This window comes from Glycomyces sp. MUSA5-2 (assembly GCF_037034145.1).
In the GTDB taxonomy this organism is placed as follows: Bacteria; Actinomycetota; Actinomycetes; order Mycobacteriales; family Micromonosporaceae; genus Glycomyces; species Glycomyces artemisiae.
Map to the genome: position 1 here is coordinate 209,845 of NZ_JBAGKG010000005.1, position 25,670 is coordinate 235,514.

General features: G+C 72.2%; 26 protein-coding genes. 15 read left to right on the forward strand and 11 right to left on the reverse strand.

Annotation, left to right across the window (positions count from 1 at the left end):
• The first annotated feature begins 12 nt into the window (after positions 1-12).
• The 9 genes from WA640_RS17370 (at position 13) to WA640_RS17410 (ending at position 7,125) form a co-directional block, all read left to right on the forward strand.
• On the forward strand, positions 13-1,212 hold the full coding sequence (locus WA640_RS17370) for an alpha/beta fold hydrolase (protein ID WP_335989193.1): 1,200 nt from the start codon (positions 13-15) through the stop codon (positions 1,210-1,212).
• Positions 1,213-1,249: 37 nt separating this feature from the next.
• A complete protein-coding gene (tsaE, locus tag WA640_RS17375) occupies positions 1,250-1,726 on the forward strand; it encodes a tRNA (adenosine(37)-N6)-threonylcarbamoyltransferase complex ATPase subunit type 1 TsaE (protein ID WP_245888891.1) in 477 nt (158 codons plus the stop codon).
• Positions 1,723-2,409 carry a tRNA (adenosine(37)-N6)-threonylcarbamoyltransferase complex dimerization subunit type 1 TsaB gene (gene tsaB, locus WA640_RS17380; protein ID WP_335989196.1) on the forward strand — a complete coding sequence of 229 codons (687 nt, stop codon included), beginning with the start codon at positions 1,723-1,725 and terminating at the stop codon, positions 2,407-2,409. The genes tsaE and tsaB overlap by 4 nt, the downstream gene beginning before the upstream one ends.
• A gap of 31 nt (positions 2,410-2,440) precedes the next feature.
• Positions 2,441-2,905 carry a ribosomal protein S18-alanine N-acetyltransferase gene (rimI, locus tag WA640_RS17385; RefSeq protein WP_335989198.1) on the forward strand — a complete coding sequence of 155 codons (465 nt, stop codon included), beginning with the start codon at positions 2,441-2,443 and terminating at the stop codon, positions 2,903-2,905.
• Complete coding sequence (tsaD, locus tag WA640_RS17390) at positions 2,902-3,960, forward strand: tRNA (adenosine(37)-N6)-threonylcarbamoyltransferase complex transferase subunit TsaD (protein ID WP_106362822.1); 1,059 nt, start codon at positions 2,902-2,904, stop codon at positions 3,958-3,960. Before rimI ends, tsaD begins: the two co-directional genes overlap by 4 nt.
• 38 nt (positions 3,961-3,998) lie before the next feature.
• Positions 3,999-4,562, forward strand: coding sequence for a mycothiol transferase (locus WA640_RS17395; RefSeq protein WP_335989200.1), 564 nt, complete (start codon positions 3,999-4,001; stop codon positions 4,560-4,562).
• A gap of 43 nt (positions 4,563-4,605) precedes the next feature.
• Positions 4,606-5,370, forward strand: coding sequence for a hypothetical protein (locus WA640_RS17400; protein WP_335989202.1), 765 nt, complete (start codon positions 4,606-4,608; stop codon positions 5,368-5,370).
• Between the two features lie 41 nt (positions 5,371-5,411).
• A complete protein-coding gene (locus WA640_RS17405) occupies positions 5,412-6,434 on the forward strand; it encodes an endonuclease/exonuclease/phosphatase family protein (RefSeq protein WP_335989204.1) in 1,023 nt (340 codons plus the stop codon).
• Between the two features lie 124 nt (positions 6,435-6,558).
• On the forward strand, positions 6,559-7,125 hold the full coding sequence (locus WA640_RS17410; protein ID WP_335989206.1) for a dihydrofolate reductase family protein: 567 nt from the start codon (positions 6,559-6,561) through the stop codon (positions 7,123-7,125).
• Positions 7,126-7,173: 48 nt separating this feature from the next.
• On the opposite strand, the gene WA640_RS17415 is transcribed toward WA640_RS17410, so the two are convergent.
• The 3 genes from WA640_RS17415 to WA640_RS17425 form a co-directional block, all read right to left on the reverse strand.
• Positions 7,174-7,698, reverse strand: a complete 525-nt coding sequence (locus WA640_RS17415) for a GNAT family N-acetyltransferase (protein WP_335989209.1) — start codon at positions 7,696-7,698, stop codon at positions 7,174-7,176.
• Positions 7,699-7,785: 87 nt separating this feature from the next.
• Positions 7,786-8,766, reverse strand: coding sequence for a S66 peptidase family protein (locus tag WA640_RS17420; RefSeq protein ID WP_335989211.1), 981 nt, complete (start codon positions 8,764-8,766; stop codon positions 7,786-7,788).
• A gap of 83 nt (positions 8,767-8,849) precedes the next feature.
• Positions 8,850-9,887, reverse strand: a complete 1,038-nt coding sequence (locus WA640_RS17425) for a hypothetical protein (RefSeq protein ID WP_335989213.1) — start codon at positions 9,885-9,887, stop codon at positions 8,850-8,852.
• A 232-nt stretch (positions 9,888-10,119) separates the two neighbouring features.
• Here WA640_RS17425 and WA640_RS17430 point away from each other — a divergent pair, with 232 nt between their 5' ends.
• From WA640_RS17430 to WA640_RS17445, 4 genes are all read left to right on the forward strand, one after another.
• On the forward strand, positions 10,120-12,393 hold the full coding sequence (locus WA640_RS17430) for a glycoside hydrolase domain-containing protein (RefSeq protein ID WP_442904774.1): 2,274 nt from the start codon (positions 10,120-10,122) through the stop codon (positions 12,391-12,393).
• Positions 12,390-13,673, forward strand: a complete 1,284-nt coding sequence (locus WA640_RS17435; RefSeq protein WP_335989215.1) for a glycosyltransferase — start codon at positions 12,390-12,392, stop codon at positions 13,671-13,673. The genes WA640_RS17430 and WA640_RS17435 overlap by 4 nt, the downstream gene beginning before the upstream one ends.
• A 344-nt stretch (positions 13,674-14,017) precedes the next feature.
• On the forward strand, positions 14,018-14,563 hold the full coding sequence (locus tag WA640_RS17440) for a SigE family RNA polymerase sigma factor (protein ID WP_106362813.1): 546 nt from the start codon (positions 14,018-14,020) through the stop codon (positions 14,561-14,563).
• The gene (locus WA640_RS17445) at positions 14,560-15,333 is read left to right on the forward strand and encodes a hypothetical protein (RefSeq protein ID WP_335989216.1); all 774 of its coding nucleotides are present in this window, start codon (positions 14,560-14,562) and stop codon (positions 15,331-15,333) included. The genes WA640_RS17440 and WA640_RS17445 overlap by 4 nt, the downstream gene beginning before the upstream one ends.
• 79 nt (positions 15,334-15,412) lie before the next feature.
• Here WA640_RS17445 and WA640_RS17450 read toward each other — a convergent pair whose 3' ends face one another.
• A complete protein-coding gene (locus WA640_RS17450) occupies positions 15,413-15,883 on the reverse strand; it encodes a rhodanese-like domain-containing protein (RefSeq protein WP_335989217.1) in 471 nt (156 codons plus the stop codon).
• 163 nt (positions 15,884-16,046) lie between these two features.
• Here WA640_RS17450 and WA640_RS17455 point away from each other — a divergent pair, with 163 nt between their 5' ends.
• Complete coding sequence (locus tag WA640_RS17455) at positions 16,047-16,838, forward strand: aldo/keto reductase (protein WP_442904783.1); 792 nt, start codon at positions 16,047-16,049, stop codon at positions 16,836-16,838.
• A gap of 50 nt (positions 16,839-16,888) precedes the next feature.
• Here the strand turns inward: WA640_RS17455 and WA640_RS17460 are convergent, their stop codons facing one another.
• From WA640_RS17460 to WA640_RS17480, 5 genes are all read right to left on the reverse strand, one after another.
• Positions 16,889-17,101, reverse strand: coding sequence for a helix-turn-helix domain-containing protein (locus WA640_RS17460; RefSeq protein WP_335989220.1), 213 nt, complete (start codon positions 17,099-17,101; stop codon positions 16,889-16,891).
• Positions 17,101-17,589, reverse strand: a complete 489-nt coding sequence (locus WA640_RS17465) for a DUF2975 domain-containing protein (protein WP_335989221.1) — start codon at positions 17,587-17,589, stop codon at positions 17,101-17,103. Before WA640_RS17465 ends, WA640_RS17460 begins: the two co-directional genes overlap by 1 nt.
• Positions 17,590-17,679: 90 nt before the next feature.
• Positions 17,680-18,561 (reverse strand): sigma-70 family RNA polymerase sigma factor, encoded by an 882-nt coding sequence (locus tag WA640_RS17470; RefSeq protein ID WP_335989223.1) that lies wholly within the window; start codon positions 18,559-18,561, stop codon positions 17,680-17,682.
• A gap of 103 nt (positions 18,562-18,664) precedes the next feature.
• Positions 18,665-19,906, reverse strand: a complete 1,242-nt coding sequence (locus WA640_RS17475; protein ID WP_335989225.1) for an arginine deiminase — start codon at positions 19,904-19,906, stop codon at positions 18,665-18,667.
• Positions 19,907-19,916: 10 nt separating this feature from the next.
• On the reverse strand, positions 19,917-21,299 hold the full coding sequence (locus WA640_RS17480; RefSeq protein ID WP_442904784.1) for a basic amino acid/polyamine antiporter: 1,383 nt from the start codon (positions 21,297-21,299) through the stop codon (positions 19,917-19,919).
• 226 nt (positions 21,300-21,525) lie between these two features.
• On the opposite strand from WA640_RS17480, the gene WA640_RS17485 reads away from it, so the two are divergent.
• Positions 21,526-21,984, forward strand: coding sequence for a universal stress protein (locus WA640_RS17485; RefSeq protein WP_106362804.1), 459 nt, complete (start codon positions 21,526-21,528; stop codon positions 21,982-21,984).
• Between the two features lie 78 nt (positions 21,985-22,062).
• Here WA640_RS17485 and WA640_RS17490 read toward each other — a convergent pair whose 3' ends face one another.
• The gene (locus tag WA640_RS17490; RefSeq protein WP_335989229.1) at positions 22,063-23,565 is read right to left on the reverse strand and encodes a glycoside hydrolase family 43 protein; all 1,503 of its coding nucleotides are present in this window, start codon (positions 23,563-23,565) and stop codon (positions 22,063-22,065) included.
• A 116-nt stretch (positions 23,566-23,681) separates the two neighbouring features.
• Positions 23,682-25,433 carry an ABC transporter ATP-binding protein gene (locus WA640_RS17495; protein ID WP_335989230.1) on the reverse strand — a complete coding sequence of 584 codons (1,752 nt, stop codon included), beginning with the start codon at positions 25,431-25,433 and terminating at the stop codon, positions 23,682-23,684.
• Positions 25,434-25,670: the final 237 nt, after the last annotated feature.

Sequence of the window (25,670 nt, forward strand, 5' to 3'; positions counted from 1 at the left end):
CAGTGAGGTCGCATGAGCGAGAGGCAATCGGGCCGGGGCGGCCGGCGGGCGCGCGGCTGGGCGATCGCCGGGGGCGTGACCGGCGGGATCGCGGTGGGCGCGGCGCTGGCGTACGGGGTGCCGCGGTATCTGGCGCGGCGGACGCGGGCGTCGTCGGCGGACCCGTATGCGCACGAGCCGTTCGAGATGCCGCCGGTGAACTCGGTGCGGACGGTGGAGGCGCGGGGCGGGGCGTCGGTGCACGTGGAGACGGCGGGGCCGGAGGACGCGGGCCTGACGGTGGTGCTGATCCACGGCTACATGCAGGACATGGGGACGTTCTACTTCCAGCGCAAGGCGATCGCGGATGCGGTGCGCGGCGGGGTGCGGCTGCGGGCGGTGCTGTACGACCAGCCGGGGCACGGCCGGTCGGGGGGTCTGACGCGCACGGAGTACTCGATCGAGGATCTGGCGGAGATCCTGCACGACGTGCTGGAGGAGGCGGCGCCGGAGGGGCCGCTGGTGCTGGTGGGCCATTCGATGGGCGGGATGACGATCATGCAGTACGCCCGCTTGTACCCGGAGGAGTTCCGGGAGCGGGTGAAGGGCGTGGCGTTCCTGTCGACGTCGGCGGCGGGCCTGGACACGGTGGAGACGAAGCCGATGCGGGCGCTGCGGCGGCTGCGGCGGACGGTGCTGCCGATGCTGCAGCAGGTCGCGGGGTGGACGCCGGACCTGATCGACCGGTCGCGGCTGCTGGCGGGGGACCTGGGGTGGCTGCTGACGCGGAAGGCGGCGTTCCGGTCGCCGAATCCGCCGGGGTCGATCGTGACGCTGGTGGAGCGGATGAACCGGCGCACGTCGATCCAGTCGATCGTGGGGTATGCGCGCGCTATCCTCGACCACGATGCGACGGCGGTCCTGCCGCAGTTCAAGGGCCTGCCGATCCTGGTCGCGGTGGGGGACGGGGACCCGTTGACGCCGCCGGGGCATTCGCGGCGGCTCGCGGAGGCGCTGCCGGGGTCGCGATTGGAGCTCATAGCCGAGGCGGGGCATTCGCCGCAGCTGGAGTATCCTGGTGAGATCTCACAACTGTTGTTGGAGATGATCGACAAAGTCGCGGCGGAGATCGGTGACGGTCCGCCGCCTCGGGCGGCCGCGCCGCTTGAGGGCGACCGGGGGCGGCACCGCCGCTGGGCGCCGTTCTCCCACGGGCACCGCCGGGATTCCTGACCGGCATCGATACGGCATTGACACTGAGGAGTGAGACGTGAGGCTGACGCTCCAGACGGCCGGAGACACCCACGAGTTCGGGCTGCGGCTCGCCGCGGTCCTGCGACCGGGCGACCTCGTGATCCTCACCGGCCCGCTCGGGGCCGGGAAGACCGCGCTGACGCAGGGCGTCGGCGCGGGGCTCGGCGTGGAGGGGCGGATCACCAGCCCCACGTTCGTGATCGCGCGGTCGCACCGCGCGGGTGCGGCGGGCGTGCCGCTGGTGCACGTCGACGCGTACCGGCTGGAGACCCTCGACGAGCTCGACGACCTGGACCTGGACACCGACGTGGACGCGGCGGTGACCGTGGTCGAGTGGGGCGCGGGCCTGGCCGAGCGCCTCGCCGACTCGTACCTGGAGGTCGCGATCGAGCGCCGCGCGGACGAGGTGCGGGAGGCGGTCCTGCACGCGCACGGCGGCGACTGGGCCGAGCGGCTCGCGTCCCTGGGCCTGCCGGTCGGCGCGGCCGCATGAGAGTCCTCGCCCTCGACACCTCGACGAGCGCGGTGCAGGCCGCGCTGGTGGACCTCGACGGTCCCGCGTTCGAGCCGGAGCTGTTCCTGACGGCGTTCCGCCGGGAGGTCGACGGCCGCGGGCACGTGGAGAAGCTCGGCCCGTTCATCGAGGCGTGCCTCGCGGACGCGGGACGCACCGTGAAGGACGTGGACGCGGTGGTCGCGGGCGTGGGCCCGGGGCCGTTCACGGGCCTGCGGGTCGGGATGGTCACGGCGGCGGCGTTCGCCGACGGCGCGGGCATCCCGGTGTACGGGGTGTGCTCGCTCGACGGGATCGGCGGGAACACGCGGGGCCGGGCGCTCGCGGCGACCGATGCGCGCCGCAAGGAGATCTACTGGGCCGTCTACGAGGACGGTGTGCGCGAAGGCGAACCGCAGGTCGGCAAGCCCGCGGACCTGCCTGAGACGCGCGCGGACTACGCGGTCGGGGAGGGCGCGGCGAAGTACGCGGCCGAGCTGCCGGTGCCGGCCGAGGCCGGCGCGGTGTACCCGGACCTGGTGAAGCTCGTGGAGCTGGCCGCGCCGCGGCTGCTGTCGGGCGCGCCGTCGGAGCAGTTGACGCCTTTGTACCTGCGGCGTCCGGACGCGCAGCCCGCGAAGGGCGCGGTGGCGCCGCCCGCTCAGCCCGCGAGCGGGGCGTGACCGGCCGGCGCGGCGTGGTACTCCTTGACTGATGAACGGTGAACTGCTGATCGGCCGGGTCCGCTGGTGGCACCTGACCGAGATGGCCCGCATGGAGACCGCGATCTTCGGGCCCGAGGCGTGGAGCGAGGGCCTGCTGTGGTCCGAACTCGCGGCCGGGCACGACTACCGGGCCGTGTTCGACCGGTCCGCGGGCGGCCCCGAGGGCCGGATCGCGGGGTATGCGGGGACGGCGTTCAGCGACACCGAGGCGTGGATCAACAACATCGCCGTCGACGCCGGGTACCGGCGCCGGGGGGTGGCGACGATGCTCATGGACGACCTGGTCGCGCGCGCCCGCGCGGGCGGCGCGAAGTCGGTGTTCCTGGAGGTCGCGGTCGACAACGTCCCGGCGCAGCGCCTGTACGACCGGTACGGCTTCTACGGCATCGGCGTGCGCAAGAACTACTACCAGCACACCGGCACCGACGCCGCCGTGATGAGGATGGACCTGTGAAGACCGAACCTGTGGTGATGGGCATCGAGACGTCGTGCGACGAGACCGGTGTGGGGATCGTGCGCGGCCACGAGCTGCTGGCCGACGCGGTCGCGTCGTCGGTGGACGAGCACGCGCGCTTCGGCGGCGTGGTGCCGGAGGTCGCGTCCCGCGCGCACCTGGAGGCCATGGTGCCGACGGTGCAGCGGGCCCTCGACGACGCCGGGCTCGCGCTCGGCGACCTCGACGGGATCGCCGTCACGGCCGGGCCGGGCCTGGCCGGGGCGCTCATGGTCGGCGTCGGCGCCGCGAAGGCGTACTCGATCGCCACGGGCGTCCCGCTGTACGGCGTCAACCACCTGTCGGCGCACATCGCCGTCGACACCCTGGAGAACGGGCCGATCCCCGAGCCCGCGATCGGCCTGCTCGTCTCGGGCGGGCACTCGACGATCATGATGGTCGAGGACCTCGCCGGGAAGGTCACGCAGCTCGGCGCGAGCATCGACGACGCCGCGGGCGAGGCGTTCGACAAGGTCGCGCGCCTGCTGGGCCTGCCGTTCCCCGGCGGCCCGTACATCGACCGGGCCGCGAAGGACGGCGACCGGGCGTTCGTGGAGTTCCCGCGCGGCCTGTCCGCGCCGAAGGACCAGGAGCGGCACCGCTACGACTTCTCGTTCTCCGGTTTGAAGACCGCGGTGGCGCGGTGGATCGAGGCGCGCCGCGCCGACGGCGAGGACGTGCCCGTCAACGACGTGGCGGCCGCGTTCCAGGAGGCCGTCTGCGACGTCCTCACCCGCAAGGCGATCCTGGCCGCGAAGGAGCACGGCGTCGAGACGATCCTCCTCGGCGGCGGCGTCGCCGCGAACTCGCGCCTGCGCGGCCTCGCGGCCGAGCGCGCCGAGGCCGCGGGCCTGACGCTGCGGTACCCGCGCCCGAAGCTGTGCACCGACAACGGCGCGATGGTCGCCGCCCTCGGCTCGCACCTCGTCGCCGCGGGCGTCGCGCCCTCCCGCATCGACTTCCCCGCGAACTCGTCGATGGACGTCGAGGTCGTCAGCCTCGCCAACACGCTGTAAGGGCCCGCCTGTCGGTCCCCGCCGCTACCGTGACCGGCATGACCGACAACATCCCTTCCTGGGAGCCGCCGCTCGCCGGCACCGAGTCCGAGCACCTGCTCGCCATGCTCGAACGGCTCCGCACCACCTTCCGCTGGAAGGCCGACGGCCTCGACGCCGCGGGCCTCGCCCAGCGCATCGGCGCCTCCGACCTCACCATCGGCGGGCTGCTGAAGCACCTCGCGCGCGTCGAGGACATCACGTTCGCGTGGAAGATGCGCGGCGAGTCCCCCGGCGAGCCGTGGGTGTCCGCGCCGCTCGACGACTCCGACGCGTGGGAGTTCGGCTCCGCTGCCGACGACAGCCCCGAGTACCTGTACGGGCTGTACGACGCCGCGGTCGCCCGCTCCCGCGAGCGCCTCGCCGCGATCACCGCCGACGGCGGCCTCGACCAGGACGCCCACTGGGAGTGGCCCGGCCGCGGGCACTTCAGCGTCCGCCGCATCGTCTGCGACCTCGTCGAGGAGTACGGCCGCCACACCGGCCACGCCGACCTCCTGCGCGAAGCCGTCGACGGCCGCGTCGGCGAGGACCCGCCCGAGGACTGGACGCCCGTCTCCTGAGCCTCCGGTAGCGTTGCGGGTCAACCGCACCGAGGAGGCACCGATGGCACCCGACCCGCACGCGATCGTCGCGGCCCTGCGCGCCTGGGCCGAAGCCGCCGACTGGGTCGAATGGGTCGAACTCGGCGGGTCCCTCGGCCGCGGCGCGGGCGACGCGTACTCCGACGTCGACGCCGGGATCGGCGTCACCGCACTCGCCGACGACGACCCGCGCATCGCCGCCGCGCTCGACGCCGCCACCGGGTTCGCGCCGACCGCCGCGACCCTCCGCCAGCGCCTCGGCGACGTCACACACCTCGTCTGCGTCTACCGCGACGGCCGCCAGCTGTCCCTCGTCGTCTTCGACGCCGCCGCCCGCAACGGCCTCGCCCCGCAGTCGACCGCGGTCGTGGACAAGGCGGGCCGCCTCGCCGAGCCGATCGACCCGGCCCGGTGGACCCCCGACGCGGCGGCGCGCCGCGAGTGGGCGTTCCTGGCGTGGATCGCGCTCGGCGACGCCGCCCGGCACGCGGCCCGCGGGCGCCCCTGGCGGGCGCTCGGGTCCCTCACCGAGGCGCGGAACCACGTGTGGAGCCTCCACGCCGCGGACCTCGGGCTCACCTACCCGCAGTTCGGGGCCGTCACCGTCGAGAACGCCGACGCCCCTGCCCCGCAAGGCATCGCGGCCACGCACCCCGCCGACCTCACCGGCCCCGCGGTGCTCGGCGCGATCGAAGCCGTTGCGGCCCTGCTCGACCAGTACACCGGCGCGGACCTCAAGCCCCTCGCCGACGCGGTCCGGCCCCGGTTCGACCTGCTCAGAGACTGACCGCGGAGGCGTGTGGACGGTGCCGGTTAGGCTCCGGTCCCATGACCGACACCGAAGTGACCGAAGCGGACGGGGCGCCCGAGGCGGCCAAGCGGCCCTGGTGGCGCTCTCGGTGGCTGCGGATCCTGTCGTGGACCGGCACTGCGGGGGTCGTCGCGTACACGCTGATCCGGGTGCTCGGGCTGGAGACCGGGTGGGTCCTGGTCACCACGGTCGCGTTCGTGCCGTACTTCGTGCTCGCGGCGCTCGTCGCCGCGGGGGTGCAGGCGGCCGTGCGGCACTGGGCCGCGCTTGCCGTCACGGGTGCGGCCGTCATCGCGCTCGCCGTGGTGCTCGTGCCGCGGATGAGCGCCGATGAGCTGCCTGCGGCGGGCGGCGCGGAGTTCACCGTCATGTCCGTGAACCTGTACGTGGGCCAGACGGACCTGGGGAAGGTCGTCGACCTCGTCGCCGAGCACCGGCCCGACCTGCTCAGCGTCCAGGAGCTCACGCCCGGCGCCGCCGAGGGCCTCGCCGAGCTCGGGCTGGAGGAGCTGCTCCCCTATTCGATCCTCGAACCCGACGAGCTCGCCGTCGGCACCGGGCTGTACGCCGCGCACCCCCTGGAGCGCATCACCACGGTTGGTCGCGACGGGATCTTCTACCAGATCGGCGCCGAAGTCGACCTCGGCGGCGAGGCCGTCAGGTTCATGGCCGTTCACACCGCCGCGCCCGCGACGCCGGAGCGGATCCCGTTGTGGGAGGACGACTTCGAGCAGATGCCGCGCCCCGACGGCGGCGCGCCGTGGGTCCTCGCGGGGGACTTCAACGCCACGCTCGACCACGACAACCTGCGCGGCCTCCTCGCCGACGGGTACACCGACGCCGCCGACGCCGCGGGCGAGGGCCTCACCCCCACGTGGCGGCCCATCGAGGGCGGGTACCTGAACGGGATCGTCCGCCCGCCCGCCGTGACCCTCGACCACGTCCTGGCCGAGGACGGCCTCGCCGTCCTCGACTACGCGGTGCTCGACAAGGACGGCAGCGACCACGCGCCCGTCCTCGCGACCCTGCGACTGCCCTGACCGGGTTCCCCGCCATGCTTCCTGCCATGCTTCCTGAACTGGATTTCAGGTTCGCGATGAATCCTGTCGGGGGCCGTCGTCATAGTGGGAGAGCGAGCATCCACCGAGCGAAAGGGCCCGCATCATGCGCCAGATCATCGTCACCGCGTTCGTCTCCCTCGACGGCGTCATGGAGGCCCCCGGCGGGGAGCCCGGCTACCGCAACAGCGGCTGGACCTTCAAGGACGTCGAGTTCCTCCCCGAGGCCTACGAGATCAAGGGCCGCGAGCAGGAGGAGGCCGGGGCGCTCCTGCTCGGCCGCGCCTCCTACGAGGCGTTCGCGCCCGTGTGGCCGACCATGACCGAGGAGTTCGCCGGGTACAACGCCAAGCCCCGGTACGTCGTGTCCACCACCCTCAAGGAGGACGACGAGCGCTGGCCCGCCACGATCCTCCGCTCGATCGACGAGGTCGCCGCGCTCAAGGAGACCGACGGCGGGCCGCTGTCGGTGCACGGCAGCGCCACTCTCGGGAAGAGCCTCGCGGACGCCGGGCTCGTCGACCGCTACCACCTGCTGGTGTTCCCGCTGCTCCTGGGTGCCGGGAAGCGCCTGTTCAGCGACGCCGACCAGGACGCCGTGAAGCTCGACCTCGTCGAGCACGAGGTGTACGGCAACGGCGTCCAGAAGCAGGTCTTCGACGTCGTTCGGTAGTGCGGGGTCCGGTAGTGCAGGGTCCGGCAGTGCGGGCGCGGGCCGCGGTCAGGCTCCTTTGAGCGTCAACCGTTCACAGGGGATGGTCGCACCGCTGAGTTCCATGGTCTTGCGGGCGCCGTCGGACTCGAAGCCGTACCGCTCGTAGAAGCGGCGGCTGATCTCGCTGCCCTCCATGATCCACACCCGGACGGGCGCGAACCCCTGCTCGGCGAGCCAGCGCACGCCCTGGTTCATGAGGGCCCGGCCCGCGCCGCGGCTCCAGTGGTCGGGGTGCACGTAGATCGACTGGACCAGGCCGGGGGTGCCGGGGCCGGCGCCGTCCTCGTCGGTCTCGTCGCGGTCCCAGGTGAACGAGGCGAAGCCGATCACGTAGGGGCCCTTCTCGGCCACGAACTCGGTTTCGAGGGGGCGCTTCTGTGCGAGGTAGCGCACGTAGCGTTCGGACGCCTCGTCGGGGAGCCCGGCGAGCACGTCGGCGTCGACCAGGCCTTCGTAGGCCGCGCGCCAGGATGCGGTGCGGACCTGAACCATCTCGTCTGCGTCGGCGGGGGTGGCCGTTCGGATCCTCATGTCTACCAACCGTGCCCGAAGGTCCACAAGAAAGCAACCGCTTAGGGTCCGGGAATTGCGAACGCAGCCCGTTCGTGCAAGAAGCGTCTAGTCGACCGGCGACTCCAGGAGCCGCAGCTCTCGGGCGGTGGCGTCCACGGAGGCCAACGCGCCGATGGGCATCGGCAGGTTCGGGCCGGTATGTCCGAAGTCGACTCCGGCGAGGACCGGGAACGGGTGGTCGCCGAGGACGTCGAGCACGACGTCCTTGACGCCGGCGAGGGTCCCGTCGGGGAGGTCGCGGTCGGAGATCCCGGCGGGGATGCCGACGACCATCGCGGCGGTGCGGTCGAAGACGCCCTGCATGCGCAGCACGTGGAGCTGGTTCCACACATGGCCGAGGTTGCGGCCCACGTCCTCCCAGAAGAACACGGCGCCGTCCCAGGTCTCGGGCGCGAGCGCGTACGGGGAGGCCTGGACGTTGATGAGCCGGTCGAGCAGGCCGCCGACGAGGCGGCCCGTCGCCTTCCCGGGTTTCCATGTCTCCCAAGGCTGGTCGGCGGGTAGGGCGGTCTCGGTGATCTCGCCGGTGAGGAGCCCGAAGAGGAGGTCGCGGATCTGGGCGTGCCGCTCGGGGGAGGCGTCGGCCCAGAACCGGCCGCTGAGGCCGGGCGCGAAGTCGGCGTGCATGCCGACCAGGCCGGTGCGGGAGTGCAGGGCGAGGTGGAGCGCGGTGATGTCGCTGAAGCCGAGGAGCGGCTTGGGGTCGCGGCGGACCGCGTCGTAGTCGATGCGGTCGAGGTACGCGGTGGTCGCGTTGCCGCCCGCGAACGGGATGATCGCCCGCACCTCCGGGTCGTTCAGCAGCGTGTTCAGTTCGGCGGCCTGCTCGGCGGGGGCGGCCGAGCGCCAGAACCGGTGGCCGCCCGCCTCGACGAGGGGCGTGAGGCGGACGCGGAACCCGGCGTCTTCGAGGACGGCGACCGCGCCGTCGAGCTCCTCGGCGCGGTGGGCGCTGCGCGGGCCGGACAGGGCCGCGATGGCGACGGTGTCGCCGGGGCGCAACCGTTTGGGCCGCAAGGGTTCCATGTCTGCTGCCTCCTGTGGGACGGGTCGGGGCCGGGACCAGCCTAACGGCGGTCCCGGCCCGATGCAATGCCTGGAAGCAAGCGTTATCTCAGTTCGAGCGCCCGGTCCTCGGCGTCGACGGTGCGGCGGGCGCGGGCGACGGTGAGGGCGATCCCGGCGGCCGCGACGAGGACGGCCGCGCCGTAGGCGGCGAGCGAGGCCGCGTCGGGCGAGGCGAACGACTGGCCGCGCACGGCCTGCCACGCGGCGGTCGCGAACACCCCGAGGTACCCGGCGGCGCTCCAGCGGACGACCGCGGCGCGGACCCGGTCGTCGCGCAGCCACGCCCGGCGGACCGCCAGGAAGCTCAGGAGCATCCCGAGGCCGATGAGCACCTGGATGCCGTGCAGGCCGATGAAGTGGGCGACGCGCATGTCGCCGCCGGTGGTGGACCAGCCGGTGAGGAACATGCCGTTGCCGTCGAGGTCGCCGACGCCGTGCCCGGCGTTGAGCGGGACCTCGGTCCCGTTGGCGTCGACCTGGGTGCGCTGGCCCTGGCCGCCGACGGTGACGATGAAGAACGCCGCGAACATGCCGAGGCTCGACAGGAGCAGGCCCCACCGGATCACGGCCGTGACGGCCCGGTCGCCGATGCGCTGGAACAGGACCAGGACGGCGATGACGACGTTCGCGAGGAACATGACCGGCACGAACTGGAACGCCATCTGGACGACCTGGTTGAACGCGTCGTCGGAGGCGTTGAAGTGGCTGAACGTGCCCATCGCGGCCGCGGCGGTGATCACGGCGACCTCGGCGGCGCTGATGACGGCGAACAGGGTCCCGAAGGCCCAGCCGGTGCGCCGCAGCTTCGTCATGTGGGAGAGGAGCCAGGCGAGCGACAGGCAGTAGGCGAAGAACGAGAACCCGAACTTGAAGGACTTGACCCAGACGGACTCGCCCAGGATCGTGCGGTCGTCGAACGGCATCGCGGCGAGCGACGCGAGCGCGACGACCCCGCACGCGATCCCGAGGACGAGGAGGGGGCGGTGCCAGCGGCGGTCCCCGTGGGTGAGGGCGATCCCGGCGCCTGAGGCGCGGTCGGCGACGGTGGGGCGGCGGTGGGCGGCGAGGGTGGTGCTCATGCCTACGACGGTATTTCCGATCGCGTTGCCGCACACTGACGTGCGCTGGCGGAACGGTGGTGGGGTCTGCCTTACCGGCCGGGCGGCGGGCGGCGCGAAAGCTCCGGTTGCGCGGGCGGGGGCGGCGGGCGACGTGGGCGAATGGTGCATTGCGGGTGTCGCAGCGGGGGATCTTAGACGAAGTGCGCATGAACGCTTGCGCGTTCATCGCGGCGTAACGAGGATGTGACGAATGAGCTCTAATCTCAGTCGCATCTTGGACAGCGTGGACCCCTTCATCGGTACAGCGGCTACTGATCTGCCCGCGGCGCAGGGGCTGGCCGCCGCTTGGTGGTGGCCGAAGGCCCAGGTGGGGAACACCCACCCCGGGGCGTGCTACCCACTGGGCATGGTCTCGGCGTGCGCGTGCTCGGGCGCCTACCCGACCGGGTACGGGCGGTACGGCATCTCCAAGGAGGGCGCGCCCGAGGCGATGTACGACGAGTACCTCGCCAGCGGCTTCACCCACTTCCAGCAGTCCGGGACCGGCGCGATCCGCAAGTACTACAACTACTTCCGCGTCACCCCGATGGTCGAGCCGCTCGACTCCCTCGGGAACCGGTGGCGCCTGGCCGACGAGGAGGCCTCGCCCGGGTACTACGCCGCGACCCTGGAGAACGGGATCCGCTGCGAGCTGACCGTGGGCGCCAAGACCGCCGTCCACCGGTACACGTTCCCCGAGTCGTCGTCCTCGCGCGTCGTCATCGACTTCTCGTACGGCGGCCTCGCGATCGAGCACGGCACCACCGTGCCGCTGCGCGCCGGCATCGAGAGCCTCGGGCAGGGGTGCGCGCAGGGCACCGTCGTCATGGAGGGCATCCCGCTGTCGGTCTACATCGACACCGACGCGCCCGGCTGGCGCCAGCTCGTCTGGTACGACCGCCGCCGCGTCGACGGCGGCACCCGCCTCGACTTCGACTACATCCGCCGCACCACGCTGCGCCCGTTCGGCCTCATGTTCATGGGCCCCACCAGGGCCGGGCAGGTCGTGGAGATCCGCATGGGCTTCTCCATGCGCGGCACCGAGCAGGCCAAGCGGAACCTGGAGCAGGCCCTCCCCGGGCAGGCCGGGTTCGACGCGGCCCTGGCCGACACCCGCGACGCCTGGTCCGACTACTTCTCCCAGGTCGAGGTCCAGGGCGGCACGCCCGAGCGCCGGACCGTGTTCGCGACGAGCCTGTACCACTCGCTCATCAAGCCGTGCTTCGCGCAGGACGAGAGCCCGTTCTGGCCCTCCAAAGGCCCGTTCGTGTTCGACATCGCGACCATGTGGGACATGTACAAGACCCAGTTCCCGCTGCTCACGGCCCTGAACCCGGCCAAGGGCGCGGACATGCTGGAGGCGATCGTGCGCATCGCCGAAGAGGAGGGGAACCTCCCCATCGGGTACCGGATGGCCCGCGGCTCCGACCGGTTCTTCCGGCAGGCCTCCGCGCTCGCGCACACCGTCCTCGCCGACGGGTTCCAGCTCGGACTCGAAGGGCCCGAATGGGACTGGGCGCTCGTCCACATGCAGGACGACCTGCGGCGCGGCTACGGCGAGGACTACACCGAGCGCGGCGTCGTCCACCCCATCAGCCACACCCTCGACCTCGCCACCGGCTACTGGTGCACCGCGATCCTCGCCCGCGGCCTCGGGGACCTCAAGCTCGCCGACGAGCTGGAGGCCAGGGCGAAGGGCTGGGTGAACGCGTTCGGCCCCGACGGGCTCCTGCGCGATTCGAGCTTCTACGAGGGCGGGCGCTGGAACTACTCGTTCCGGCTCCTCCACGACATGGCCGCCCGCATCACCCTCGCCGGGGGCGATCAGGAGTTCACGTCGATCCTCGACCGGTTCTTCGGGTTCGGGGCCGACCCGGTCGTGCAGCTCGGAGTGCCGCCGTTCGGCAGCGAGTTCGCGATGGGCCTGGACCTCGACCGGTTCGAGGGCCTGAACAACGAGCCCGACATGGAGGCCCCCTGGGCCTACCACTACGCCGGGCGGCCCGACCGGACTGCGGAGGTCGTGCACGCGGCCCTGTCGTACCAGTTCGGGACCGGCCGCGGCGGGCTCGTCGGCAACGACGACTCCGGGGCCCTGTCCTCGTGGTACGTGTGGGCCTCGCTCGGCCTGTTCCCCGTCGCCGGGCAGAACCTGTTCCTCGTCAACGCGCCCGCGTTCGCCGAGGCGCAGCTGCGCTTCGGCGGCAACGACTTCGAGCTGGTCACCACCGGGCACGCCGAGACCGGCATCGGCGAGGACGCGCACGGGACGGCCCCGCGGTACGTCCAGTCCGCGCGCTTCAACGGCAAGCCCCTCGACCAGAGCTTCATCACCGGCAACCAGCTGCACGGCGGCGGGCGCCTGGAGATCGAGCTCGGGCCCGAACCCTCCGACTGGGCGACGAAGACGCGCCCGCCGTCCGCCTCCGACCGTGCCGACCATGCTCGGGACGCCGGAGCCCGCTTCCAGGAGTTCCTACCGTGACCGAGCAGTCCCGCGGCCCGCAGCGCCGCCTCGTCATCGTCGTCCGCGCCGACCCGGTCGTGTGCGGCCACGCCACCGAGGCCCGCGGCCTCGCCGAAGTCGCCCTCACCCGCGGCTTCGACGACGTGCGGATCGTGACCTGGCCGATCGAGACGCTCAAGGCCGCGGGACTGCCGCTCAAACCGCTCGACGAACTCCTCCCCTACTCGGAGGGCATCACCGTCGAGCGGCCCGGACCCGTCGGGGACTACCGCGTCCCCGACGGGCGCCACCTCCTCGGCATGACCGGCCGCCTTGTCGAGCTGTTCACCGACGGCGTGCCGACCGTGTGCATGTCGATGTACCTGTCCCCCCACGCGAACGCCGTCGTCGACGCGCTCCGGTCGGTGCGCGCCGCAGGGCTCGAAGCGGACGTCACCACCATCGCCGAAGCGGTCGGCTCCGACATCACGAACGTCGTGCGCGGCTGCCTCGAACGCGGCGAGCTCGGCGCCGCCGCCGCCCTGTTCACCACCTACCTCGCCAACGACCGGTGCGTCGCGGTCTCCCAGTACACGAAGGACCTCATCGAAGCAGAAGCGGCGCAGGTCGACCTCGCCCTCGGCACCCGGTTCGCCGAGGAGGTCGCCGCGCGCGTCCAGGTCTCCTACCCGGCCGTCGACGCCGCCGCCTACACCGACCTCGACCCGGCGGCCGTCGACGCGGCGCTCGCCGCGCGCGGCCTCGCCCGCGACGGGTACGTCCTGTTCCTCTCCCGCGTCGCCGCCGCGAAGGGCGCCGACGACCTCATCGCCGCCTACCGCGATTCCGCTGCGGCGCAGACGCACCGGCTCGTCATCGCCGGGACCGGCCCGGCCCTCGCGGACACGAAGGCCCTCGCCGCCGGGGACGACCGCATCGTGTTCCTCACCGACGTCTCCGACGAGGAGAAGCCGCTGCTCATGAACGGCTGCGCCGCCTACGCGCTGCCGTCGAAGCCGCGCCCCGAGTTCACCGAGACCTTCGGCATCGCCCTCGTCGAGAAGCTCCTCGCCGGCGGCGGCCCCGTCATCACCACCGCCACCGGCGGCATCCCCGAAGCCGTGGGCGACCACGCCATCGAGGTCCCCGCCGCCGACCCGAAGGCCCTCGCCGCCGCGATCGACCTCGCCGTCTCGATGGACCCCGCCGAACGGGCCGACCGGGCCGAGCGCGCCCGCGCCCACGCGATGCGCTTCGACCGCACCGCCGTCTTCGACAACCTCTTCACCGGACTCACCGCCCCCGCCCGCATCGGCTGACCTGCACCGGCGCTTCCTCGCGAAAAAACTTCGGGAAAACCCCGGACCGGCGGCAACCTTCGGGGCGTCCGCGGCGACTGGGAGACGGTGCGGCAACCCGGCTCCGCCGCACCGCACAGCTACCGGAGGGACGGGCCGCGATGTCCGCAACGACGTTCACCACCACCCCCGCCATGGCGCGCCGCCCGTAACGACTCCGCTGGTTCCACGGATGGGCTTCCTGCCATGGGAGATCGACAGGCGCGGGCACCGGGGGTGCCTGCGCCTGTCGTGCAACGGAACGTGAGGGGGTCACGGTCCTGCTGCTAGAATCGCCTCCCCGCATCGCGACCGGAAGGCCCCCGTTGGACGTCCCCGCTGCACTCGACGAGGACGCCTTCCGCGCCTTCTTCGAGCGGCACCACGCCGAGCTCGCGCGCTTCGCGTGGATGCTCGTCGGCGAGCGCACCGCCGCGGAGGACATCGCCGCCGACGCCATGCTCGCCGTGTGGCGCCAATGGGACCAGGCCCGCCGGGCCCGCTCGCAGATCGCCTACGCGCGCGGCATCGTCGCGAACCTCGCCAAGACCCGCATCCGCGCCGCCGTGCGCGAACGCCGCCGCAACACCCTCTTCTGGCAGAAGCCGACCGAAGCCGCCGAAGGCCCCGACACCGCCGCCGTCGTCGACGTGCGCGCCGCCCTCGACCGGCTCCCCATGCGCCGCCGCGCCTGCGTGGTCCTGCGCCACTCCCTCGGCCTGTCCGAGCGCGAGACCGCCGACGCCCTCGGCATCTCCGTCGGCACCGTCAAATCCCAGACCTCCAAAGGGCTCGCCGACCTGCGCCGCCTCCTCGGGCCCTCCCAGGACGGCCCCGCGTGGGCGCCCATCAGGAACGGGGTGGTGTCGTGAGCGAGGAACTGCCCGACAGGCTCCGCGTCCACGCCGAGGACTTCGAACCCGACACCGACCGCATGTGGAGCCGCGTCGCCGAAGGCATGCGCGCGCCCCGCGGCGCCGCCGCCGCACCCGAACGCGCGCGCTGGCGCGTCCCGCACCTAGCGATGGCCACCGGCGCGGCCGTCGTCCTCATCGGCGGCGTCGTCCTCTTCGGACTCACGCAAGGGGTGCCGTCCGCGGACCCCGACCCGGCCCCGCCCGCCGCCGGCCCCGGCGCCCAGACCTCCGAAAGCGAAGCGGCGGAAGAGGACACGGGCGGCGAGTCCACCCCCGACGGGCCCTCCGGGTCCGGCAGCAGCGCCGAAGGCGACGACGGCACCTCGGACGCGCCCGAGGCCCCCGACTGGCTGCGATGCGAAGGGTCCCTCGACCCGAACAACTCCGACTACTGGACCCAGTCGCTCGTCAAGTTCCGCTCCGAGGAGGCCCTCACGGGCCTCGAAGTGGAGCTGCGCCTCGCCGAAGGCGAGGGCCTCGCCTACCTCGACTCGTGGACCACCGACGACAACCTCTTCACCGAAGCCATCTACACCAGCGAGGACGGCTACGCGGTCCTGCGCTGGACGTTGAAGGACGGCGCGGTCGTCCCCGCCGGGAACGAGTACACGCTCGCGGGCCAGTTCGACCCCAACGGGGGTCCGCGCAGCGCCGACGGCGACGGCTTCACCGTCACCGCGACCGGCGAGGACGGCGAGACCGGCGTCCTCGAAGGCGGCTTCTAGGCGTTCCGGCAACCCCAGAGCGGTGCGGGGGCCGGGCGACCCGGCCCCCGCACCCGCGCACCGGTCGGCCCGGGCGGCGTCAGCAGTCGCAGGAGACGCCGCTCGACGGGGCGGTCAGCGGGTCGGGGCGGCCGCGTTCGACGCCGGCGTCGGTGGCGACCGGGAGGCCCTCGCGCACCCAGTACTCGTAGCCGCCCATCATGTACTTCACCCGGTAGCCGAGCTTCGCGAACTCGACGGCCGCGCGGTAGGCGCCGTTGCAGCCGGGGCCCCAGCAGTACACGACCACGGGCTTCGCGGGGTCGACGAGTTCGCTAGCGCGCGCGGCGATCTCGTCGGTCGGCAGGTGCACGGCCCCGGGCACGCGGCCCTGGAACCAGGCGGCCGCACCGCGGGTGTCGACGAGCGTGAAGCCGGGGTCCTCCAGGTCGGCGGCGGCGAACACGTCGGAGACGTCGGTGCTGAAGGTCAGCAGGCCGGTGAAGTGGGCGAGCGCGTCGGCGGGGGAGGCCGGGGGCACGCGCAGCACGGCGTTCTCATTCGTTCCCATGCATCGAATGTACATGCCAATACAAAGATTTCTTTGCACTGGTACAAAGCGCGCCACCTGTCGGGTCGGGAGGTAGCGTTAGACGCCGAACCGCAACCGATGAGAGAGGGACGCAATCGTGGCTCCCACCGCACCCACGGTCGACCTCGTCCACGGCGCCGCCATGCCGCGCCTGGGCCTGGGCACCTGGCCCATGGACGACGCCGAGGCCGAGCGGGTGGTCGCCGAGGCGATCGGACTCGGCTACCGCCTCGTCGACACCGCCGAGAATTACCGCAACGAGCGCGGCGTCGGCCTGGGCCTCAAGGCCTCCGGCGTCGCCCGCGAGGACCTGTTCGTCACCACCAAGTTCAACCGCGAATGGCACGGCGTGGACCTCGCCGCCGAGGCCGCCGAGCGCGCGCTCGACCGCCTCGGCCTCGACTACCTCGACCTGCTGCTCATCCACTGGCCCAACCCGGACCACGGCAAGTACGTCGAGGCCTGGCAGGGCCTCGCGCGGCTGCTCGAATCGGGCCGCGTCAAGGCGATCGGCACCTCGAACTTCAAGCCCGCGCACCTCGACCGGATCATCGACGCCACGGGCGTGGTGCCGGACGTCAACCAGATCCAGTTGAGCCCCTTCACGACCCGCGACGCCTCGCGCGAGTACGACGCCGCGAAGGGCATCGTCACCCAGTCCTGGTCCCCGATCGGCGGCGCGGGCGGCGAGGTCCGCAAGGACCCGCTCGTGACCGCGCTCGCCGAGAAGTACGGCAGGACGCCGGGGCAGATCGTGCTGCGCTGGCACCTGGAGCTCGGCCTGGCGGTGGCCGTGAAGTCCTCGAACGCCGAGCGCCTGGAGCAGAACCTCGACGTGTTCGGCTTCGAGCTGGACCCGGCCGACGTCGAGGCCCTGTCGGGCCTTGACCGCGGCGAGGCCGCGGCGGCCGACTCGGACCAGTTCGGGCACTAGGGAAGACGGAGACGGCGGCACCGGTCTCCGGTGCCGCCGTTCGCTGTTCCTTACTCGGGTTCGGGGACGAAGCGGAGCACGTCCCCGGGTTGGCAGTCGAGGACCCGGCAGATCGCTTCGAGCGTGGAGAACCGCACGGCCTTCGCGCGCCCGTTCTTGAGGACCGCGACGTTCGCGGGGCTGATCCCCACCGCCTCGGCGAACTCGCCCACGGACATGCCGCGCGCCGCCAGCAGGACGTCGATGTCCACCGCGATGGCCATCAGATGACCTCGGCCATCTCGGTCTTCAGCTCGGTGGCCTTGCGCAGGAGCCCCCGCATGATGACCATGAGCATGGCGAACGAGCACCCGGCCCCGATGCACGAGGCCAGGCCGAGCATCGCGCCGAAGAAGACCATCTCGTCGATCCCGGGGTCGAGGGCGAAGAAGCACACGGTCACGGCGAGCGAGAGGAGCACGCCCGCGAGCGCGGCGCCGATGATGACGTCGATCCAGCGGAACGCCTTGCGGCTGAAGATCGCGTCGCGGTCGATCATGCCGAGGAGCATCCAGCCCGCGACGAGCATGACCTGGACGCAGGCGACGCCGATGATCGAGGCGGCGGCGAGGATCGGCGCGAGGTCGTGGCCGTAGTCGCGCTGGAACTCCAGCATCCCCGAGTTGGGGACGATCATGATCTGGCCGAAGAGGGAGGCGAGGAGGGCGGCGGCGATCGCGAGCCGCAGGATGAGGGTGAAGAACTGGTTCATGCATCGATTCTCGATCGGTATCTATCGAAAGTCAATAGATACCGATCGAGGAACGATGCATGACACGATTCCGGGAGTCCCGGCGCCGTCTCAGTCGTCGAGGAGCGTCAGGTCCATGCCGCGGATCCGGGCCGCGTCGGTGACGCCCTCCATGGCGGTGATCCGGCCGTCCTCGACGGTGAACACGAGGACCCGCGTGGGCAGGCCGGGGATCGAGGAGACCGCGCCGACCTTGCCGTCGACGAACACGAGCTGCGCCTGGGAGGCCATGGCCGCGAACGTCATCGCGCCGCCCGCGATGGTGGCCGCGCCGCGCAGGATGGTCCCGACCTCGGCCGCGTCGGTCCGCAGCGTCACGTCGGGGTCGAGCACCGACACGAGCGCGTCGAAGTCCCCCTCTTTCGCGGCGGACATGAACGCCTCCACGACCTGGCGCTGCCGGGCCGCGTCGCGGCGCTCCGGCTCGCCGAGGCCCCGCACGCGGCTCCGGGCCCGGCTCGCGAGCTTCCTTGCGGCCGTGGGGGTCCGGTCGACGATCTGGGCGATGTCGGTGAACGGGACGCCGAACATGTCGTGGAGAACGAACGCGAGCCGCTCGGCCGGTTCGAGGGTCTCCAGGACCACCAGCAGGGCCAGGCCCACCGAGTCGGCCATGACCGCCGCCGACTCCGGGTCGTCCGGCGCGGGGGCGAGGCCCGGCAGCGGGGCGGGCTCGGGCCCGGCCTCGGGGATGGGCTGCTCGGCGCGGGACTTCCTGCGCCGCAGCTGGTCCAGGCACACGCGCCCGACCACCGTGGTGAGCCACCCGGACAGGTTCTCGATGCGGTCGGCGTCGGAGGCGGCCAGGCGGAACCAGGCCTCCTGCACGGCGTCCTCGGCCTCGCCGGAGGAGCCGAGCATCCGGAACGCCACGGCCTCCAGCCGCGGGCGGTCCTCGTCGAAGCGGCGTGCGAGCCACTGGTCGTCGGTCATGTCCGGTCCCTTCCCCGAAGTGCGGTCACCGGTATGACGCAATCTTCGGCCCCGATGTGACCGCTGAAGCGCCCGAGTGGCGGCGGTCACTATCTGCGGCCGGTCAGAAGTCCACGGGGTCGCGCACGATCGGGCAGGTCATGCAGTGCCCGCCGCCGCGCCCGCGCCCCAGTTCGGCGCCGACGATCGTGACGACCTCGATCCCGGCCTTGCGCAGCAGCGTGTTCGTCTGCGTGTTCCGGTCGTACGTCATGACCACGCCCGGCTCCAGCGCGACCGCGTTGTTCCCCGAGTCCCACTGCTGCCGTTCGGAGGCGTACACGTCGCCGCCGGTCTCGATGACGTGCAGGCCCGATAGGCCCAGCGCCGCCGCCACGATGTCGGTGAACGCGGCCGTGCCGTGGTCGACCAGCTCCAGGCCCGGCTCCCGGTCGGCCGGGTACAGCGAGAACGTGTGCACCGAGTCCATGATCTTCGGGTACAGGGTGACCACGTCGCGGTCGGCGAACGTGAACACCGTGTCGAGGTGCATCGCCGACCGCAGCTTCGGCATGCCCGCCACCACGACCCGCTGCGCCGCGCCGCGAGCGAACAGCGCCCGCGCCACCTGCGTGATCGCCTGCCGGGAAGTGCGCTCGCTCATGCCCATGAGCACCACGCCGTTCCCCACGGGCATGATGTCGCCGCCCTCGAACGTCGCCTGCCCCCACTGCTCGTCCGGGTCGCCCCACCACACCGTCGAGCCCGTGAACTCCGGATGGAACGTGTACACGGCCTTCATCAGCAGCGTCTCGTCGCGCCGCGCGGGCCAGTACAGCGGGTTCAGCGTGAGCCCGCCGAACAGCCAGCACGTGGTGTCCCGCGTGTACAGCGTGTTCGGCAGCGGCGGCATCAGGTATTCGCGCACACCGGTCGACTCGCGGGCCAGCGCGATGTACGGCGGCCGCAGGTCCTCGGGCAGGTCCGCGGTCGAGAGGCCGCCGATGAGGAACTCCGCGAGCGACGCGGGCGTCAGCGACTCCAGGTACGCGCGGGTCGGCTCGACCAGGCCGAGGCCCACCTCGTTCGGGGTGATCTTCCGGTCGAGGAGCCACGACCGGGCCGCGGGGTCGGCGACGGTGGCCGCGAGAAGGTCGTGCAGCTCCACGACCTCGACGCCCCTGGCCTGCATCTTGTTCACGAAGTCGAGGTGGTCGCGCTGGGCGTTCTCCACCCACATGACGTCGTCGAACAGCAGCCCGTCCGCGTTCGTCGGCGTCAGCCGCCGGTGCGCGAGGCCCGGCCGGCACACGAGGACCTTCCGCAGCCTGCCCACTTCGGAGTGGACGCCGTATCCGTTGGCCATGTTGTCTCCCTTAGATGCTGATCCAGCCGAGCGCCAGTGCGAGGACGCCGAGCGCGGCGCCCGCGACGGACACCGCGAGCAGCACCGCCTCGCCAGGGCTGAAGACGCGCCGCCCCTGCTCGCGGCGGGTCATGACGAACAGGATCGTCGCCGGTGCGTACACGATGAACGACACCAGCACGAACTTCAGGCCCGCCGCGAACAGCAGGAACGCCGTGTAGACGACCGCGAGCAGCGCGATCGGCAGCGCCCCGCCGGTTCGCGAGCCCACGGCGCCGCGGTCCCGTCCCGTCGCCACTTTCACGGCGAACAGGGCCGCGAGCAGGAACGGGATGAGCGTCAGCGCGCTGGTGAGGTCGAGCGCGAAGTTGAACGCGTCCTCCGAGAAGTACGTGACGACCAGGACCACCTGGCTCAGCGCCGTCGACAGGGCGAGCGCCGGTACCGGCACGTCCTCCGGGGTCGACCGCGCGAGGAACCGCGGCATGTCCTTGTCCTTCGCGGCGACGAACAGGACCTCGGCGGCCATGAGCGTCCACGCCAGGTACGCGCCGAGCACGGACACGATGAGCCCGATCGAGACGAACACCAGGCCCCAGGTGCCGACCGCGTGCTCCAGGACGCCCGCCATGGACGGCTGGCGCAGCTCCGCGATCTCGTCCATCGGCATGATCCCGTAGGACACGATCGTGACCGACGCGAAGACCGCGAACACCGACAGGAAGCCGGTGACGGTGGCGCGGCCGACGTCCTCGCGGCGCTTCGCGTGCCGCGAGTACACGCTCGCGCCCTCCACGCCGAGGAACACGAACACCGTCGCCAGCATCGTGCCTTTCACCTGGGAGAACAGGGAACCGGCGTAGTCGGCGCCGCCCCAGTTCTCGGCGAGCGCGCGCGGGTCGAGGAAGAACAGCGCGAGGATGACGAACACGGCGATGGGGATGAGCTTCGCGACCGTCACGACCCGGTTGATCGCCGCGGCCTCCTTGACGCCGCGCTTGATGAGCAGGAAGAACCCCCACAGTCCCGCCGAGGAGAGGACGACCGCGAGGACCGTGTCGCCTTCGCCGAGGGCCGGGACGACCGCGCCGACGGTGGACATGATGAGGACCCAGTAGGTGACGTTGCCGACGCAGGCGCTGGCCCAGTACCCGAACGCGGAGAAGAAGCCGGGGTACTCGCCGAACCCGGCTTTGGCGTACGCGTAGACCCCGGCGTCGAGGTCGGGGCGGCGGACGGCGAGGTGCTGGAACACGAACGCGAGCATGAGCATGCCGGTCCCGGCGACGGCCCAGGAGATGAGCGCACCGGCGATGCCGGTCTGCTGCGCGAAGCGGGCGGGGAGGGAGAAGACGCCGGCGCCGACCATGGAGCCGACGACCATCGCGGTCATGGTCCAGAACGTGAACTTCGCTGCGGGGCGGCCTTCGGAGGCGGCAGAGGTGGCGGCGGTGTCGTGCGCCATGGCGTCCTCGCTGCTCGATCGGGTCCGTGACGCCTGAATATAACTCCCGAATGGAGCCGGAAGCGGCGATTCGCACCGATCCCGGGTTGGCGCGGGCCCCGTTCGGGTACCCGGACGGTCCCCCCCAAGAAGGGGCCAGACGGAAGGAGCGGACATGGACGTCTCAGAGCACAAGCCGGACCGCATCGTCGTCGGCGTCGACGGCTCGGCCCCGTCGCAGCGCGCGCTCGAATGGGCGCTGCGCGAGGCCGCGCTCACGGGCGCGGAGCTGGAGGCGGTGCACGCGTGGGAGGTGCCCGCCGCGTACGGCACGGGCATGGTGATGACGCTCCCCAGCAACGAGGAGTTCGAGTCCGCCGCGAAGCAGGTCCTCAGCCGCGCGGTCGACCAGGCCGCGGGCGCCGACCCGGGCGTGGTGATCGTGCAGAACTCGGTCGCCGGGCATCCGGCGCGGGTCCTCATGGACGCCGCCGAGGGCGCGTCGCTGCTCGTCGTGGGCTCGCGCGGGCACGGCGGGTTCGTGGGGACGCTCGTCGGCTCGGTCAGCCAGTACTGCGTCTCGCACGCGCCGTGCCCGGTCGTCGTGGTGCGCGACCTGTCCGAGAAGGACTAGGTCTGCTCAAGGTCAGGGCCGTACTCGGCCCTGACCTTGACCGTTTACGACTGTGCCCTGTTTACGACTGTGCACCGTTTACGACTGTGTGCCGTCGGTCGGCAGGTAGGCGAACCGCCGCAGGACCGAGCCGGTCCCGGTGGCGCCGACGCCGAGCATCCGGCCGGTGAAGCCGGTCGCGACCTCGGTCGACAGGTAGCGGCCGTCGAGGCGCGCGAGCTCGGCGCCGTCGGCGGTGAGCACGAGGTCGTCGGGGCCGTACGCGGTCATCGTCTCGGCCTCGCACTCGACCGCCGCGATCCGCAGGACCGCCTCGGGACCGGCCTCGACCGACCCGAGCTCGGCGGTGACCCCGCCGATCCGGGCCTCCGCAGTGACGCGGCCGTCCGAGTACACCAGGCCGTACCGGTGCCGGTCGTCGATGCGGACCTCGAACCGGCCCGAGCCGGCGAACGCCGCCTCGGCCTCCCAGCGGAGGTCCTTGACGCGCACGCACAGCAGCCCGGGGGAGCCGTCCGCCGGGTCGCGCAGGTCGAGCCCGCCGCCGTCGCGGACCGCCGCGATCTTGTCCGGCTCGCTCGCGGGCGCGACCCAGCGCAAGCCCAGTCTGCCGGCCGTGAACTCGTCGGTGAAACCGGTCGGGTCGGGCGCGAACTCGTAGCGGTCCTCGTCGAAGACCGGCCAGCCGTCGACCCAGTCGACTCCGGCGAGGAACGTCTCGCGGCCGAGCACGTGGAACGAGGGCGTGAACCCGCCGGGGCGAACCGCCAGGTACACGGCGGCCCAGTCGCCGTCGGCGGTCTCGACGAGGTCGGCGTGGCCGGTGTTCTGCACCGGGTGCGGGGTGGAGCGGTGGGTGAGGACCGGGTTGCGCGGGCACGCCTCGTACGGGCCCTCGGGGCGGTCGGCGCGGGCGATCGTCACGGAGTGGCCGCGCTCGGTCCCGCCCTCGGCGAGCAGCAGGTACCAGTGGTCGCCGATGCGGTACAGGTGCGGCGCTTCGGGATACGCGAGGCCCGAGCCCTCCCACACCCGGTACGGGGGCTTCTCGAACTCGCCGGTCTTCATGTCGAGGCGGCCCTGCCAGATGCCGTTCGCGCTGCGGCCGTCGTCGTCGGTGCGGACGGCGCCGGTCCAGGTGAGGTAGCAGGTGCCGTCCTCGTCCCAGGCCAGATCGGGGTCGATCCCGGCGGCCCGCGGCACGAACACGGGGTCGCTCCACACCAGGTTCGCATGGTCGGTATCGGACACGAGCTCGGCCGAGACGATGGTCTGCCCCATGTCGTGGCCGACGTTCGTGGTCACGAAGTACAGGCGGCCGTCGTGGTGGCGCAGCGTCGACCCGTAGATCCCGCCCGATGGACGGCCGTCCCCGCGCAGGAACTGGCCCCGCCGGTCGAGGATGTTCCCGATCTGCCGCCACGACACGAGGTCCCGGCTGTGGAACAGCGGCGCCCCCGGGAAGTACTCGAAGCTCGAATGCGCCAGGTAGTAGTCCTCGCCCACCCGGCACACCGTCGGGTCGGGGTGGAAACCGGAGACGATCGGATGCACGGCTGCGGACACGCGGGGAGTGCTCATGCGACTAAGTTTAGTCGATAAACTTTCTGATCCCGCTTCAGCTCCCCTTCAGGTACCCCCGGCTAAGTTTGAAACCGGGGGCCCTCACCCAGAGGTCAAGCTGCGGCATGCCCTGCTCAGGCCGCGGCGTGCTGGACGCCCCACTGGGCCGCGTAGCGGCCCGAGGCGGCGAGGAGTTCGGCGTGGGTGCCCTGCTCGGCGATCCGGCCGTGCTCCAGGACCACGATCACGTCCGCCGAGCGGATCGTGCTCAGCCGGTGCGCGACCACCAGGGTCGTGCGGTCCCGCATGAGCGTCTCCAGCGCGCCCTGGATGTGCCGCTCCGACTCCGAGTCGAGCGCGCTCGTCGCCTCGTCGAGGAACAGGATGCGCGGGTCGCGGATGAGGGCCCGCGCGATCGACAGGCGCTGGCGCTGCCCGCCCGAGAGGCGCGCGCCCCGCTCGCCGACGACCGTGTCCCACCCGTGCGGCAGGGCCTCCACGAATTCGAGCGCGTTCGCGTCGCGCAGCGCCGCCCGCACGCGTTCGTCCCCGATCGGGCCGAGCCCGTACGTGATGTTGTCGCGCACCGACCCCTCGAACAGGACCGAGTCCTGCGGCACCACCGACACGTGCCGACGCACCGACCGCATGTCGAGGCCCTCCATGTCCGCGCCGTCGACGAGCACCGCGCCCGCCTCCGGCCGGATCAGCCCGAGCACCGTGTTCATGAGCGTCGACTTCCCCGACCCCGACGGCCCCACGAACGCCACCGTCTTCCCCGGCTCGACCAGCAGGTCCACGCCGTCCAGCGCCGGGCGCCCCGAATCGGGGTAGCGCACCGAGACGCCGCGCAGCTCCACCCGTCCCTCGACCGCGTCCACGGACCGGCCTTCGTTGCGCTCGATGTCGGGGTCCTGGAGGACCTCCGCGATCGACCGCACCGACTCCGTGCCGCGCGCCGTCACCGGCACCAGGTTCAGGACCGAGCCCACCGACCCGGTCAGCATCGAGAAGTACGTGCCGAGCAGCACGACCTGCCCGGCCGAGATCGGCGCCCAGCCCAGCAGCGCCACCGCCGCGGCCAGCAGCAGGCACCCGACCGACAGCAGCTGCATGGTCACCCAGCTCGCGGCACCGAAGCGGCCGTTGACGACGTCGAGGCGCAGCCCGCGGTGCCGCACCTCGTCGGCGACCCGCGAGACCCGCTCGGCCGCGACGTGCTCCAGGCCGTGCGCGCGGGTGATCGGCATGAGCGCCGCCATCTCCCCGACGCGCGCCGAGAACACCTCCATCTCCTTGCGGAACTCCTGGTTGCGCTCCTGCGTGCGGCGGCGCGTGAACCACCAGACGCCGAACCCGCACGGCAGCGACAGCGCGAACACCGGCAGGAACTGCGGCACCGACAGCGCCGTCATCGTGATCGCGCCCGCGAACACGAACACCGCCTGGAGGAACGGCCCGCCCGACTGGGAGAGCATGAGCTCGACGTTCTCGACGTCGCGCACGACCTTGCTCTGGATGATCGACGCGTTCGACCGGGAGTGGAACCCGATCGACAACAGCTGGAGCCGCGCCGCGAGCGCGTTCCGCAGGTCGGCGCCGAGCGAGCGCACGACGCCCATGTACAGGCCCGTGAACCACACGTGCGTGAACACGTTCTGGAAGACGAGGACGGCCGCGCCGAGCGCGAGCCAGCCGAGGTCCGAGACCGGCCCGCCGCCGACGACCGCGTCGACCGCGGCGCCGGTGATGACCGGCAGCAGCCACACCGGGCTGTCCTTGACGATGAAGACGGCGACGGCCGCGGCGAGGCGCCCCCGCCGCGGTTTGAGGGTCCGCGCGAGCGACGCGATCGGGTGCTTGCCGTCGAGGGTGATGGAGTCCATCAGGAATGCCCCGGATTCGGTTCGAGGGAAAGGGTCTGCGCCGGTTCGGTTGCGCCGCAGCGAGGCTCGGGGACTGGATGGGGACGGGGGCCGCGGACGCCCCCGCGGCCGCCAGGCCCCGGGGGATCACCGCCGACCATCGTAGCCCCGCCGCGGGCCCGGACGCCCCGGCATTTTTAGTGGCACAGCGGCCGGAACGGGACGACAATCGAGGTGTGATCTGCGGCAACGCCGTCC

Coding starts and splice junctions, on each gene's coding strand:
- WA640_RS17370 (WP_335989193.1), top strand. CDS start 13: ATGAGCGAGAGGCAATCGGGCCGGGGCGGCCGGCGGGCGCGCGGCTGG.
- tsaB (WP_335989196.1), top strand. CDS start 1,723: ATGAGAGTCCTCGCCCTCGACACCTCGACGAGCGCGGTGCAGGCCGCG.
- rimI (WP_335989198.1), top strand. CDS start 2,441: ATGAACGGTGAACTGCTGATCGGCCGGGTCCGCTGGTGGCACCTGACC.
- WA640_RS17395 (WP_335989200.1), top strand. CDS start 3,999: ATGACCGACAACATCCCTTCCTGGGAGCCGCCGCTCGCCGGCACCGAG.
- WA640_RS17400 (WP_335989202.1), top strand. CDS start 4,606: ATGGCACCCGACCCGCACGCGATCGTCGCGGCCCTGCGCGCCTGGGCC.
- WA640_RS17405 (WP_335989204.1), top strand. CDS start 5,412: ATGACCGACACCGAAGTGACCGAAGCGGACGGGGCGCCCGAGGCGGCC.
- WA640_RS17410 (WP_335989206.1), top strand. CDS start 6,559: ATGCGCCAGATCATCGTCACCGCGTTCGTCTCCCTCGACGGCGTCATG.
- WA640_RS17415 (WP_335989209.1), bottom strand. CDS start 7,698: ATGAGGATCCGAACGGCCACCCCCGCCGACGCAGACGAGATGGTTCAG.
- WA640_RS17420 (WP_335989211.1), bottom strand. CDS start 8,766: ATGGAACCCTTGCGGCCCAAACGGTTGCGCCCCGGCGACACCGTCGCC.
- WA640_RS17425 (WP_335989213.1), bottom strand. CDS start 9,887: ATGAGCACCACCCTCGCCGCCCACCGCCGCCCCACCGTCGCCGACCGC.
- WA640_RS17430 (WP_442904774.1), top strand. CDS start 10,120: ATGAGCTCTAATCTCAGTCGCATCTTGGACAGCGTGGACCCCTTCATC.
- WA640_RS17450 (WP_335989217.1), bottom strand. CDS start 15,883: ATGGGAACGAATGAGAACGCCGTGCTGCGCGTGCCCCCGGCCTCCCCC.
- WA640_RS17455 (WP_442904783.1), top strand. CDS start 16,047: ATGCCGCGCCTGGGCCTGGGCACCTGGCCCATGGACGACGCCGAGGCC.
- WA640_RS17460 (WP_335989220.1), bottom strand. CDS start 17,101: ATGGCCATCGCGGTGGACATCGACGTCCTGCTGGCGGCGCGCGGCATG.
- WA640_RS17465 (WP_335989221.1), bottom strand. CDS start 17,589: ATGAACCAGTTCTTCACCCTCATCCTGCGGCTCGCGATCGCCGCCGCC.
- WA640_RS17470 (WP_335989223.1), bottom strand. CDS start 18,561: ATGACCGACGACCAGTGGCTCGCACGCCGCTTCGACGAGGACCGCCCG.
- WA640_RS17475 (WP_335989225.1), bottom strand. CDS start 19,906: ATGGCCAACGGATACGGCGTCCACTCCGAAGTGGGCAGGCTGCGGAAG.
- WA640_RS17480 (WP_442904784.1), bottom strand. CDS start 21,299: ATGACCGCGATGGTCGTCGGCTCCATGGTCGGCGCCGGCGTCTTCTCC.
- WA640_RS17485 (WP_106362804.1), top strand. CDS start 21,526: ATGGACGTCTCAGAGCACAAGCCGGACCGCATCGTCGTCGGCGTCGAC.
- WA640_RS17490 (WP_335989229.1), bottom strand. CDS start 23,565: ATGAGCACTCCCCGCGTGTCCGCAGCCGTGCATCCGATCGTCTCCGGT.
- WA640_RS17495 (WP_335989230.1), bottom strand. CDS start 25,433: ATGGACTCCATCACCCTCGACGGCAAGCACCCGATCGCGTCGCTCGCG.